Origin of the sequence: Alcaligenes sp. SMD-FA (genome assembly GCF_025960365.1) — a bacterium.
Classification (GTDB): domain Bacteria; phylum Pseudomonadota; class Gammaproteobacteria; order Burkholderiales; family Burkholderiaceae_B; genus Alcaligenes; species Alcaligenes aquatilis.
In genome coordinates, this window is the sequence record NZ_CP110108.1 from 2,063,518 (window position 1) to 2,077,167 (window position 13,650).

At 50.7% G+C, this 13,650-nt stretch carries 14 protein-coding genes; 13 read left to right on the forward strand and 1 reads right to left on the reverse strand.

Features of this window, described 5'->3' with window-relative positions; all coding sequences use genetic code 11:
• Positions 1-94 precede the first annotated feature (94 nt).
• The 13 genes from OKX01_RS09550 to OKX01_RS09610 all read left to right on the forward strand — a co-directional run bounded on the left by OKX01_RS09550 (position 95) and on the right by OKX01_RS09610 (position 11,961).
• A complete protein-coding gene (locus OKX01_RS09550) occupies positions 95-517 on the forward strand; it encodes a hypothetical protein (RefSeq protein WP_123049365.1) in 423 nt (140 codons plus the stop codon).
• A gap of 88 nt (positions 518-605) precedes the next feature.
• Positions 606-896: a DUF1330 domain-containing protein gene (locus tag OKX01_RS09555; RefSeq protein WP_123049366.1), complete on the forward strand. Its 291-nt coding sequence runs from the start codon at positions 606-608 to the stop codon at positions 894-896.
• Between the two features lie 137 nt (positions 897-1,033).
• Positions 1,034-1,840: a SprT-like domain-containing protein gene (locus tag OKX01_RS09560; RefSeq protein WP_123049367.1), complete on the forward strand. Its 807-nt coding sequence runs from the start codon at positions 1,034-1,036 to the stop codon at positions 1,838-1,840.
• 92 nt (positions 1,841-1,932) lie between these two features.
• Complete coding sequence (locus OKX01_RS09565) at positions 1,933-2,412, forward strand: PH domain-containing protein (protein WP_264671668.1); 480 nt, start codon at positions 1,933-1,935, stop codon at positions 2,410-2,412.
• Positions 2,413-2,433: 21 nt separating this feature from the next.
• The gene (locus tag OKX01_RS09570; RefSeq protein WP_264671669.1) at positions 2,434-3,186 is read left to right on the forward strand and encodes a DsbC family protein; all 753 of its coding nucleotides are present in this window, start codon (positions 2,434-2,436) and stop codon (positions 3,184-3,186) included.
• 11 nt (positions 3,187-3,197) lie between these two features.
• Positions 3,198-3,797 carry a hypothetical protein gene (locus OKX01_RS09575; protein WP_164461345.1) on the forward strand — a complete coding sequence of 200 codons (600 nt, stop codon included), beginning with the start codon at positions 3,198-3,200 and terminating at the stop codon, positions 3,795-3,797.
• Between the two features lie 6 nt (positions 3,798-3,803).
• Complete coding sequence (locus OKX01_RS09580) at positions 3,804-4,712, forward strand: hypothetical protein (RefSeq protein ID WP_264671670.1); 909 nt, start codon at positions 3,804-3,806, stop codon at positions 4,710-4,712.
• A gap of 104 nt (positions 4,713-4,816) precedes the next feature.
• A complete protein-coding gene (locus OKX01_RS09585; protein WP_221079539.1) occupies positions 4,817-5,137 on the forward strand; it encodes an H-NS family nucleoid-associated regulatory protein in 321 nt (106 codons plus the stop codon).
• Between the two features lie 432 nt (positions 5,138-5,569).
• Complete coding sequence (locus OKX01_RS09590) at positions 5,570-5,800, forward strand: hypothetical protein (protein WP_264671671.1); 231 nt, start codon at positions 5,570-5,572, stop codon at positions 5,798-5,800.
• 280 nt (positions 5,801-6,080) lie between these two features.
• On the forward strand, positions 6,081-6,602 hold the full coding sequence (locus OKX01_RS09595) for an Arm DNA-binding domain-containing protein (protein WP_264671672.1): 522 nt from the start codon (positions 6,081-6,083) through the stop codon (positions 6,600-6,602).
• Positions 6,603-7,450: 848 nt separating this feature from the next.
• Positions 7,451-8,635 carry a DUF4236 domain-containing protein gene (locus tag OKX01_RS09600; protein ID WP_264671673.1) on the forward strand — a complete coding sequence of 395 codons (1,185 nt, stop codon included), beginning with the start codon at positions 7,451-7,453 and terminating at the stop codon, positions 8,633-8,635.
• Between the two features lie 175 nt (positions 8,636-8,810).
• Positions 8,811-10,541 carry an ATP-dependent nuclease gene (locus tag OKX01_RS09605; protein WP_264671674.1) on the forward strand — a complete coding sequence of 577 codons (1,731 nt, stop codon included), beginning with the start codon at positions 8,811-8,813 and terminating at the stop codon, positions 10,539-10,541.
• Positions 10,528-11,961, forward strand: a complete 1,434-nt coding sequence (locus tag OKX01_RS09610) for an ATP-dependent helicase (protein WP_264671675.1) — start codon at positions 10,528-10,530, stop codon at positions 11,959-11,961. Before OKX01_RS09605 ends, OKX01_RS09610 begins: the two co-directional genes overlap by 14 nt.
• A 624-nt stretch (positions 11,962-12,585) precedes the next feature.
• Here OKX01_RS09610 and OKX01_RS09620 read toward each other — a convergent pair.
• Positions 12,586-13,593, reverse strand: coding sequence for a FitA-like ribbon-helix-helix domain-containing protein (locus OKX01_RS09620; protein WP_264671676.1), 1,008 nt, complete (start codon positions 13,591-13,593; stop codon positions 12,586-12,588).
• Positions 13,594-13,650 lie beyond the last annotated feature (57 nt).

The window sequence follows — 13,650 nt, forward strand, 5'->3', positions numbered from 1 at the left end:
AGTTAGAGCCTATTTTACATCAATCCTGAACGCATTTGATAGAATCCATGCGCATCCCCCTTCCCGTCCACAAAGGAACTTAAGGAATCGGTGTATGAGTCGAACTTTTTCCCTGGAGGATCTCATCCCTTCGCCTCCTCCTCCCCGTCGCGAATATGAAAGCTATCATCCCATTTCGGAACATGAGTCGTTACTGGCACTCACCATCGACATGAGTCTTCTCGCCGATGCACTGACTGGGGACAGGAGTTGGTGCACAAATCGGGTAGACCGACGACCAGGAGAATCCTATAAACCTTTCAAGTACGACCAGGCTGTCTCCTCCATCTCAAATAAAGAAACAATCTATATGCCTTGGTTGTATTTCGACGAAGGCCGCACAAGAATCATGGATGGTCGCCATCGACTTTACGCCCTGCTGGATGCTGGCTACACCCATGTGACCGTCCAGGTAAGGCCTGCTTGTGTCCCTATGATCTCCACTCTCATAAAGAAAAAAAACCTATATTCAGATTGATAAATTTATCCCAGACCTCCACAGTGCATCTGTGGATTCAGAGTATCTAAGACTCGCTAATCACAAAATAAATGGAGCTGATCAGGCTATGCCTGCATACGTGCATATAAATCTTCGAGTAATTGATTCTTCTAAGCAGGCGGCGCTTGCACCTCGCTTCCAGCAGGCTCTCCAAGAGGCGGGCGGTCGAATTCTGCACTTTGGACCCGTTGCGCAAGTTTTAGAAGGCGATGCCCCCCAATACCCATTAGCTGGCGTATTTGAGTTTCCAACCCTGGCCCAGGCATTGGAGTTTTACAACTCTGAGAAATATGCACCGATTAAAGCTGAACGAAGAGAGGCTCAACAAGCCCAAATGTTCATTGTGGAAACTGCATAAATCCAATTGCTTGCTCTCAACAAAGCGCACCACCTCTCACTGACTTCGTTGTGATGCTCTAACGCCACAACGAAGTCACAGCCTAGCAAAGTAATTTTAGTGTATTGTGCAATACAAATCTTTCTATTAAAGCTGCTATGAGCATCAGAAAAGTACCGACTCATCAAACTTATGCCGAGCTGCAACAGGCTTACGATCACTTCAATAGCGCCCTGTTCGACGGAAAGTTGCCTAACTGTCTGATTACCTTGCAACGCGAGAAACGCTCAATGGGCTATTTCTCAAGCCAGCGATTTGTGGATGCTCAAGGCACCTATACAGACGAAATAGCGATGAACCCGGCTTACTTTGCCGTCGTGCCTTTGATCGAAACCATGCAGACTTTGGTACATGAAATGTGCCATCTCTGGCAATTCCATTTCGGCAAGCCTGGCCGTGGCAGGTATCACAATGAAGAGTGGGCCTCGAAAATGGAGGCGATTGGACTGATGCCCTCTTCGACCGGCCAACCTGGTGGCGCACGCACCGGCCAACTCATGGCTGATTATGCGATTGAGGATGGGAAATTTGTGAAAGCGTGCGCCGATCTGCTCACCCAGTCATTCTGTCTGACCTGGTACGATCGCTTCTCCCACGCGGATGCACCACGAAGTGCCGGAGAGCGACTAGACAGCTCAGTGGGTGGCGGAGCACCGCCAATCATCGCACTACCAGCACTGACCCAAGCCTTGGCACCTAGACTTTCTTCAACAATCAGCACGACCCAAGGTGAAGTAGCGGTACCAGTAAAGCCCACAGGCAATTCAAACCGATGGAAGTACGTCTGCCCATGCGGCACCAGTGTCTGGGGCAAACCAAAGCTGAAGATTATTTGCGGCTCTTGTGAAGGGGTATTCACGTCAACGGATGCCGCTCGATTGAACAGCAGCGACGATATGTCCTAGAGTTGAATTCAATGTCTGTCAAGTCGAAACCCTAGGTTATGTGCCCCTGGGTTTGAACAGACACACTCAACACGGGGGCATACAGTGGCCCCATGGACCCAATTGACACCCTTCCCCAAGCCGCTGCTAGCCATGGACAGGCTCATGCATCTACGCGTGAGACCAAACTAATTTGGGCTGACACAGAAGGCCAGCTCGCCAATACGGGTTGGTTTATTGTCGCCATCCTATTCTGCTGGACAGTCATTCCTGTCCTATGGGCGATATATCGATATCTGAAGGTTGCCAACCATCGATATGAGCTGACAAACCAACGCTTACTGGAATACAGCGGAATTATCGTCAAGCATGTCGAAACCCTAGAGTTATATCGGGTCAAGGACATTGCCGTTTCAGGAACCCTCTTTCAAGCCCTATTTGGCCATGGCCGTGTCATTTTGCAAACCACTGACGCCTCTACGCCAACCGTGCACATCAGCGCGATCGCCAGCCCTCAACATGTCTCACAACTTATTCGTGACGCGGTCGAACACTGCCGTGTAGCCCGTGACGTGCGCGCCTTTGATTACTGAAAACCAGGAACCAGCCAAACAATGATTACCCCAACCTCTCCTTCTCCTCTGCTGAGACGCCTAGCAGCTAGCGCAAGCCTTAGTCTGGGACTGGCCACAGCATCGTGGGCTCAGAGCGTACCGCCTGACGTGAAAGCCGCCATCGAGCAGCACACGCAAGGGTCTGTACCGATCGATAGCATCTCCACCACACCTATTGCCGGCATGTACCAAGTCGTTAGTGGCAACGAGATTTTTTATAGCGATTCGACAGGACGGTACGCATTTGTCGGGGGTGCCCTCATGGATATGAAAGACCGCCGCGATGTAACCGCACCAGCCCTGGAAAAGCTCAACACAATTCCATGGGAATCACTACCGCTAAGCCAAGCTATCGTGCAAGTTCATGGCAACGGACAACGCAAGATGGCTGTTTTTGAAGACCCGCTCTGCCCCATCTGCCGCGTGTTCACAAAATTCGTCGATCAACTGGAAAACGTGACGGTCTACCGTTTTATCTTTCCCGTTATTGACCCGCAATCAGCCCCCATCGCCCGCAAAGCCTGGTGCTCTCCAGATCGAAACACTGCTTGGAACATGGTCATGAATGGACGAAACATAGACGGCCGTGAAGATTGCGACATTACTGGGCTTGTGGAAATTCTAAAGTTTGGAGAAGCAAACAATATTGCTAACACACCTACAGTTATATTGGGCAACGGAAAGCGGCTAGTTGGAGCAACACCTCCAGAGCAATTTATTGCAGAATTACATGCTTCTTCAAAATCACGCTAAGGGAATAGGAAATGAAAATAAGTACCGCGTCAGTCCTAGCAATTGCAATCACGTTGGCCAGTACAAATTCAACACTGGCTCAAACTAGCATGAACCTTAAAGATGAAACAACAGCACATCTGCAATGGCGGCCCATGGCTATAGCTTCATTTAATTACGGCAGAATAAATGTTCCTGATGTATCGCGTGCAGATATGAACCTAGCAAGAACCGTATGGAATAAAGAAATCAACTCTGCCCCCCTAGACGATGACGGAACAAAATTGCCTTCTTTCATCTTAGTTAGCTCAGTTACGAATCAAGGTGTGCAGTACACATTTTCAATCTTTAGTTCAGCTGGGACACCAGGATGCGTTGAACCTGGCAATGGCAGTGGGATTGAAGATATGTACGAGACATGCCCATTGCGAGTGACAGAATTTCAAGGTTCTCAGTCGCACACTCAAGAGTTTCAAAACTATTGTCATCTCTACCCCTTTCCACCTGACCACCCTGGTGATGTCAATCAAACAGAATTTGCATTTGACAAAAAAAATATGACGGCACATTTCCGAGTAATCCAGCACGGAAAACATGTACCGGCATGCGATCGAAAGTTAGCATTACGGTAGAAAACCATGACAAGAAAATTTAACCGCTTTAAAAATCTATTATGGTTTTTTCTTGGTTTTACCTTCTCAACCGTAACTATTGCCGCATTCCTTGTCACTGCTGAACAAGTTGCACAAGCGATAAAGAACTCTCCACATGCCAGTCCGTGGCTAAAAGCTAATGCAGATGCCGTTGGACGTTTGGCTATGTTCGAATCAGGTGGCGGACAACTAGATGTTTACAATGGCTCATGCTGCTCAGGAATTTTGCAAATGAATAAAACCAATATTCAAAAATATGCCAAGGTATCCCCCGAGGAGTTCAGGACATGGGGGTTACAGGAACAAGTAGACGCCTGGTCAAAACTCACCACTAAAGCCATGCAAGCACAAGCACCGAAGACACTTGCGGGGCTGGGAACGTTCGATAGCCGAGAAGTCGATGGTGATATGGTTCTAGCGTGCGTGCAACTCGGGATCGGAAACTGCCAGAAAATGATCAACTCAGGCAGTTGCAACGGCTTTGCGGATATCAATGGGACAACCATTTGCAAAATGGCTGACCGAATACGTAATGGTCCGCCTACGGGCAATAACGGCGATCAAGTTGACGACATCATTCGACCAAACCCTGATCAAGGTGGCACCTACCGGCCACCCGTCGATCCGTGTATCCGTGAAGGCGAAGGCTGCCTGCCTTTAACCGAAAGCCTGGAGCAAGGATTTGCCTCTGGATCTGGCGTCAGCATGGGCAATTTAAGAGCGATCATTTTTGCGATATCAACAGCTTTTGTTACCCTTATCTTGATGTCGTTTATTACGGCGCTTTTTCGCAACTACTCAACTGGTTCAATCGAAAAAGTCGAGCTTGTAAGTGGCGTACAGAAAACAATCATGATCGGAATGTCATTCATTGTTGTGATGTCGTTGTTCTAACCCAAGCAAACATAGATTAGCCAGTCCATTGGTACTTAGCCAATATCCTTATTAGAAAGGCCAACTCTCAGCTTCGCCGGTTGAGAGATAATCAAGAGGAATGCATGAGAAAAGAATTTAACTCCATCACCGAAATACAAAATGAAATTGCCCGACTACAACGTGATGCCGATAAATTGAAACAGAAAACAAGATCTAAAGTAATCAGCGATATTCTTCGCTCGATGAAGGAGCACGACCTGACGCCTGAAGATATTGCCCAGGCGTTTCACAAAAGCCCGTTAAAGACGAAAGCAGTATCGAAAATCAGGTATCAGCACCCAGATGGTCATACGTGGACTGGTAGAGGACGCACGCCGACATGGATCAAGCAAATTGAATCGGAAGGCCGTTCCCGTGAAGACTTTGCTGTTAGCAATAATTGAACTCAAACTACGGAGGCTGGCAACATGCTCAGCTCAAACCCACAAATAGCAGAAATCCAAGCTCTGGATGGACGCATCGCTTCAACGCTGTCCCCTATGGAGACGGCTGTACTGAACTTCTACCACGCCCGAGGCCGAAAGTACGGTGTATCCGTGACTGTCACCAATCGAGCCGCCCCGATAAAGGTGGCTAAGGATAATTTGGAAATAAGCTGACTAGAAATTCCTCGGGATCAAGCAGATGCTTACCTCGGGCATCACTGGGTAAAAAGCACAGAATTTTAAATTTGGAAAGTCAGTTTTTTGGCTCCGAAGGGAGTTGGCCATAAAAGTGGTTCATTTAAGTAGCCAAAAACCGCCTGGCTCAATAGGATCGGGAAGCAGTATTTTTGGCTACCCTTCCCCAGGGTGGACAAAATGGGTATACCCAAAATGACCATTAAAAAAAGTGACGGCGTGAATATGCAGAGAAGTATTACGGTGTTTATGGCATTGCTCTGTTTTGGCGGTGGCGTTGCCAACGCAGTATCGGCCATCCATCTTTTTATGGCTCGCACGGACTTCCAGCAATTTCTATGGCATGCAGCGACCGCATTGCTAGCGTTTGGCTTTGCGGTTGTTGCTCTGCTTACTAGGCAAAATACAAATAATGAGTGCGAGTGAACCCCATCTGGCACCGAGCGCTACCCTCAAGGTGGCATGCATCTACATGCGCGTGAGCACGAAAGGCCAAGACCTAAACCGGCAGGATCCTGGCGGTAAGAGCACAATTTTCGTTGTCTAGAGGGACCACGAAGACACAAGCCTGTTTTATAGTTAACCTTAAAAATCATAAGGTTATGTTCATCTCACCTCGAATCGGCTCATTTGAGCGCATGCATGAGTGGCCCCAAATCCGTACCACGGTACGTTTTTAGGTACAAGCGACTGCGAGGACGAAAAAATGGCTTCACATATCTTGACTGACCGACAGGTTGCCACAGCAAAACCACGCGCAATGGAATACTCCATCAACGACGGCGGTGGCCTTTATCTGCGGGTCATGCCCTCAGGCAACAAGACATGGTGCTACCGTTATACCGACCTTGCAGGCAAGCCAGCAAAACACTCCCTGGGCGCCTACCCTGTCCGCACACTGGCGAATGCACGGGAACAAGCTATCAAGTGCAATCGATCTTTGTTGGATGGTATTGGTCCTCGCTCCGAGCCGCGTGACAACCCCATGTACGATGCTCGGATGTTGGCCATACTTCAGCATCACGCAGGCGTTGCTTTGGATATCCGGGACTGCTTGAGCTTTAGCAGTATCCACGCTGCCAGCCATGAAGGCCCGCAGCGCCCCTCTCCTGATGATCCCTATGCCTCGCTGAGTTTCGATCCAGCCAGTGGGTGCCAGCATGAACCGCCGGGCGTGCTCTTCGTCTTCGACGATATGCTTACCTCGGTGCGCACTATGTCGCCGTAACCCGCAAACTCGCTGAGGCCTATCCTGGTGCGCAAATGGTGGGACATTCTTGCGCGATGGATCATCCCCAACCAATTTCCCCCCCCCCAGTGCCATCTAAACAGATTTCTTTTCCTTGAAAATCGATGCAAAAACACTACATATAGTGCCTCTAAATCAAATAAAGCGCTATATATAGTAGCATTCCCTTGTGCGCTCAGCTCCAGGGGCGTCACATTCCTTAACTGCTGGGGCATTAGGATCACCGATGGCTGTCAACAAAAAGCAAACGTCCCCCAGCGTCGCTTCGACCGCTGGAAAAGCACTGGGAAGCTCATCATCCAGCGCTCTCCAAAAATCATTGGCCGGATCTGCGTTACGCCAAGCTGGTACTCGTGCTCAAACGGGTGCGGGCACCGAAGCCAAGGCCAGTAAAGCTTTGGAGAATCCCCGCTCTGCTGGCCTCACACGAACCTTGGCTGGTTCCGTAGTATCGCAGTCGAACAAGAAACGCTAACCGCTGCAGCACTTAATCCCGTAAGGCGTCAGGACGCCTTACGGGATTCTTCATAATAAGGTTCTACATAAACCCGCTAACAAACACTGAAATAAGCCATAGTCCACGATCCAAAAAACCAGTGTCGTAAATTGCGTAACCGCCAATAGCTGCATTACGCACTCACCAAGGGCCGCTCAAATCTCACAGGGTGCCAAAGGCGATATCGAACGGCGCCTGACAGCAGCCTCAAAAGCGACTGGATGTCGTCATCTCGTTGACGCGCTTAAAAGGCGCTAAGCCAACACTCATGGTAACCGTTTGTGATGTACAGTTAAGTAGTCGTTACCCACAGGTGAAGGGGGAGAAGATCATGGCTTTGCGCTTTCGGCGATCCATCAAATTGGCGCCGGGCATACGCATGAATCTAAGCAAATCGGGTATGAGCTTGACGCTGGGTCCTCGCGGTGCGACGGTCGGCATTGGTAAGCGTGGCGCACGTCTCAACACCAGCTTCATGGGGTTCTCATCCAGCCAGAATCTGTATAAGCCTGCACCTCGTCAACGGCAAACAGCTACCCGACAGCCGGCATCAGCACCCCGCAACATTTCCCTCACTTGCGGCGTAACCGACGATGGCGTGCTGACCTTTCATGATGCAGATGGCAACCCGCTTGACGAATCCATGATTGAGCAGGCAAAGAAGCAGAATCGTGAAGCCATCCAGGGACTCATTCAGCGCAAATGCGATGAGATCAACGATGAACTGGACGCGCTGGCCAACATTCATCTGGATACCCCATCCCCACACGCGTCTCCTCGCTTCATACCGGAGCTGTACGCACCGTCAGCACCGACCTTACCAACGCAACCAACCCCACGTTGGTGGGAAAAGCTGTTCACAAAGAGGATGGCAAAACGGGAGGCAGCCCACCAGCAAGCCCTGGCGGAACATCAGCGTCAACTCAAAGCATGGGAGCAAGGTAAGGCCCTGTATGAACAAGAGCAAGAGCGCCTACGACATTTCATTGAACATGAAATTCATCATGACATTGGCGCCATGGAGCGTTGGCTGGAAGAAAACCTGCAAGACATCGCCTGGCCACGGGAGACGCTGGTTTCATTGGATATCTCAGAACGAGGACAACATGTTCGATTGGATGTTGACCTGCCCGAAATCGAAGATATGCCATCCAAGACCGCGGCCGTACCCGCCCGAGGCCTAAGACTCTCTATCAAGGAACTCCCAACCGTTCAAGTACGCAAACGCTATATGGCGCATGTTCATGGGGTGGCGTTCCGCATTATCGGTGAAACTTTTTCTGCACTGCCCTGCGCCCGTCGCGTGACGCTATCAGGATTCTCGCAGCGCAACGATCCTGCTACTGGGCAAGTTCGCGACGACTATCTGTATTCGGTCAGCGTGGAGCGCAGCGATTGGGAACGCATCAACTTTAAGCTGCTTGCCATGGTTGACGTCGGGGAGTCGCTTGCTCAATTCGAGCTGCGGCGGCAGATGACGAAAACGGGGATTTTCAAGCCGATAACACCACTCTAACTATGCATTGAAAGGTCTGCCACGACAGGAAAACGCTGTGACCTTCCTTTGCCCATAACAATGATTTCAGATGATTCGCGTAACGGCAAGCTACGTTAATAAACGCACAGCCCATGAGGAAATGACTGCGCCATCATCAAAAAGCAGCCTAACAAAACTATAGCAAGGAGGGGCAATGGCCCGAATTCGGCTGATTGAGATAAACCATTTTCGGTCTATCAAGTCTTTGAATTGGAGTCCGGAAAACGGAGTGAACTGTCTCATTGGACCGGGCGACAGTGGCAAATCGACAATCCTGGATGCGATAGACCTATGCCTTGGAGCACGCCGAGGACTTACCCTTTCAGACACTGATTTTTATGGTTTGGATGTTTCTCAGCCTATCGTCATCTCTCTGACTCTCGGAGATCTGTCTGACCGCCTCAAAAACCTTGAGTATTACGGCGATTGCCTTCGCGGATATCATGACCTTCTAGGCGAGGTCGAGGACGAACCGAGACAGAATTTAGAAACAGTTCTCACCGTTCGGCTGACAGTAACTGCAGATCTTGAGCCTGTCTGGAGTCTTTATTCGGACCGTACGGCGCTGTTCGATCCTCCTAAAATGCTGCAGTGGAAGGATCGGACCGCCATAGCCCCGGTACGCTTGGGCCACCATCCAAACTCCCATCTATCGTGGACTCGTGGCTCGGTCTTAAACCGTTTGAGTGAAAATCGCACCGAAATCGGATTGGCACTCGTCGATGCAGCCCGAGAGGCTCGTGTTGGATTTGGTGCCAAGGCCGCACCTCAACTCGCAGCTACCCTGACGAAGGTGACAGAGGAGGCTCATAACCTCGGAATTCCGGTGGGCTCTTCTGTGACCGCCCTTCTCGACGCCCATGCTGTTTCATTCGGGGATGGTGCTATCTCGTTGCACTCTGAGGCCGGGGTGCCACTGAGAAACCTGGGAACAGGCTCAACGCGTTTGCTGATTGCAGGCTTGCATCGTGTCGTAGCCGAGACCGCAAACATCGTACTGATCGACGAAGTGGAGCATGGACTAGAGCCGCATCGCATAAACCGGCTACTCGACTCGCTAGGTGCGAAGGACAAAACAGAGCCTTTACAGGTGTTTATGACGACACACTCGCCGGTTGTTCTTCGCGAGCTCAATGGAGATCAACTGCGTATCGTGCGCTCCGCGCCTGATAAGCATGACGCCCGCTGGGTAGGCACAACGAACGAAATACAAGCTGCGATTCGCATTTTTCCAGAGGCTTTTCTCGCCAAAACCGTACTGGTGTGCGAGGGCGCAAGTGAAATCGGACTTATTCGTGGGATAGACCGGTTCATGACAGCGAGCGGAAACCCATCACTCCAGGCCCATGGAGTGGCATATGTGGATGCTGCTGGCGGTGACGCTGACCGTGCTTTTATCCGTGCCAACGTTTTCCAGCGTTTGGGATATCGTGTGGCTGTGCTGCAAGACAATGACAAGACACCAAGTGCCGATATCGTGAAAAAATTCGTCGACGCGGGCGGATTCCACTTAGCATGGCGTAACGGTCGCGCCCTCGAAGATGAGTTATTCGCGAGCCTACCTGCGGTTGCTATTCTCGCTCTTCTCACCCGAGCTCAGGAGCTTACAGAAGAGGGTTTGGTAAACAGCCATATAGTGACCACCTCACAAGGTAAATCAAACTTGGCTTTAGTCCTTCAGGAGGGAGACACTGGCGATTACTCTGGTGAGACGAGAGAACTTTTAGGTCGTTCCTCCCGCATCCGAAAAGCCGGATGGTTCAAATCCATCAGCAAGATGGAGGCCGTCTCCCATGAAATCCTTTGTGCGCATTGGAACACGACGGACACGGACTTCACTGAGTCTATTAGACGACTCCTGCGGTGGTCTTATGGCCAAGCTTGAACTGGATCTGTTCGGTCCAACAAGGGCTTCTGTCATGGCACCTGCTGGCTGCGGCAAGACGCAACTTATCGCTGATACATTGAAGGTTTACGGTGGCCTGAAGCCGGTTCTGGTTCTCACACACACTAATGCAGGACGGGGTGCACTGGAAGCCCGATTGGAGCGCGCGGGTGTGACTAGAAGCAATTATCGCGTTTTCACTATCGACGGCTGGGCTGGCCAGCTTATATCAAAATTCCCAGTTCGCAGCAGGTGCAATCCGCAAATTCTGCGCCACGAGAATCCCAAAGTTGACTATCCCGCTATTCGGGTGGCCGCTTGGCAGCTCCTTGAGTCGGGCGATATCTTAGATGTGCTAGCCGCAACCTATAGCCGACTAATCGTTGACGAGTACCAAGACTGCTCGCTACCTCAGCACAACATCGTTAACGCAATTGCGCATACGTTGCCGACGTGCGTGCTTGGAGACCCGCTGCAGGCTATCTTTGGCTTCCGTGAGCCGACTGTCGATTGGGATACTCATGTTCGAGCGGCATTCCCTCAGCTAGGCGTCATGGGCACACCCTGGCGCTGGAAAAAGGTCGAGGCAGAGGCGCTAGGACGATGGCTTCTAGATATCCGACAGCCTTTGTTCGAAGGGCAGTCACTTGATCTTGGCAGCGCTCCAGCGGAGGTTCAGCATGTATTATTGGTGGGCACCCCGGCCATGATGCACCTGAAACGAATGGAGGCCGCCCGCACCAAAGCGCCCAACAAGGATGGGACGGTACTAGTAATCGGCGACAGCAAGAATCCGAAGAGCCAGCGCAAGATCGCCAGCGTAGTACACGGGGCATCAACAGTGGAAGCGCTGGATCTTAGAGATCTTACGGACTTCGCGCGCACATTCGACCCAGCCCTTACCGATTCGACGAGACACTTGGTGGAGTTCGCCGCTGAAATGATGACGAATCTTGGTGGGGCCGAACTTCAACGGCGTCTCATGTCTTTGCGCGGTGGTACAGCGAAGAAAGAGGCCAATGCTATCGAGACGGCTTGCTTGGTTTACGGTGGGGCACCTTCCTATAGCGCTGCTGTGACGCTTCTGGAAAAATTGGAAGCAAACCCTGAAGTACGCGTATACCGACATGAAGTTCTCCATGTACTCAAGTCTTCGCTGCGCATAGCAAGCAGGGGCAATTGCTCCTTCTATGAGGCGACAGTTCAGGCTCGAGAAATCAACCGCCACCTGAGTCGACGTACAGGAAGAGTTGCGGTTGGCAGCACGCTTTTACTGAAAGGGCTGGAGGCTGACGTTGCGGTCGTACTGGATCCTAGCGAGATGGATGCCAAGCATCTTTACGTCGCATTAACCAGAGGAGCACGGAAGCTTGTAGTGTGCTCGCCTACTTCCGTAATTACCCCCCGTGCCAAATCTTAGCGGGAACGGTTTGAAATCCTTCGATGGAAAATGACTTCTCATACCAGACTAGCCCGGAACAGCAGTGAGACTACCCGGCGATCTGGCCGAATTCCAACCAACGCAGAAGATGCCCCAGTTTGTGTACCATTAGCCCAGAAAAAGAAATAACTACCATATAAATCAAACAGTTAAATGCTTTGCAAATGCTATCGTAGTGAGCCCGAACGCGGCCGGGTTTTACAACGCCGGCATTTTCCGCGAGAAAGCCAGCGGCGCACGGGCCGATTGCGCCGAGCTACTGCGCCTGATTGTCAACCTGCAACCTGGTCAACTCGTAGTTGTGGAAAAGATCGACCGAATCAGCCACCTACCACTAGTTTTAGCACTCAGCATTGGCCTGACCGCCTCATCCATCGACATTATGGGCTCAGTTGACGCCAGTAAGGGCGGCGCAGCAGGCTCGCTGGAAGCAACTCGCTATAAGCTGAGCATAGGACTCGGGTTCACTCTCTTTTGTGGGTGCCCACACGAAACTTGGCTTGACACACTCTGTTGGCTCAAATCAAAACTCTTACACCTAAGAACAAGCCAGCACCTATATCAGATGCTGGCACAAGGAACTACTCGCTGAGTTGGTTCTGTTTATCTTTCAATCAATTTACGCAGATCAGCGATACTTGGATGGGTCCCGTCCCTAACCTGAGACCTGAACTCATTCAAGCGCGTGTTTCTTGTAATTGAATTTTGAATTCTGGCGGCGATACTCTGCCACCCATCCCAATAACCCTTACGTGACACTTCGGCCTCATCCCAAATATCTTCCCACCAGGGGCATTGATATTCCCCCTGCTTTTCAACAGATAAAGGATGAATTTCACCACCAATGATGGCTAAGAAATCATGATCTGGAATAACCCAGCTCTGGATGCTCACGTCTCCTCGGCCAAAAACCTTATAAAGCAGTTCCAGAGTGACAAAGAGCGCCCTAAGTTGCGCCTCACCTCCCGCACCAATTGAGTCGCTAACATTTGTTGGCGTGTTATAGGTGATGCAACGATGAGTCGCTCTCTGCTTAACGATAATCAATCCCCCCGTTGCGGCAGCAGATCGTACAAAAATTATCCTTTTCGAGTCCTCTTTGTACCGACTAAATCGCACGCTTGGCTGCTGCGGAAGCTCGGAAAAATCGAGTAACCAACGAGCAGCTTCGGCTGGATCTTCACTTAAGCGATGTGATTCAACTGGGAATGGATCTCCGTCCCCATGCAACAGCCAACTGCTATTTACGCCCAATATTTCTGCGATTTTTTCTAATTGACCAAAACTGGGCTCTTCGCGCCCCAAGAACCAATTTTCTGCTGGCTCAGCATAGGCCTCACCAATTGCTTTAGCCAGATGGGATGGACGAATTCCACTTCCACGAACGATTCCGTTCACCTCCGCAAGCGCGGTGGTCAACCGAATAGATAGCTGCTCGCGGCGCACACTTTGCTCTTTTTCGACGAACGCAGGCTGGACCCACGACCTCAAGGCATATCGAGCCTCGGCCTCCAAGGACCGCTCATTGCTTTTGGCCATCGCGTCCAACTGGGCTAGAACCTCAGGGGCAATGCCTCTAACCAAAATCTTCCCTAGCTTTTCACCGATCATATCAATTTGACCTCTTTATGCAATCATAATTAAGTTTTAGATTTCATATAGAAATAA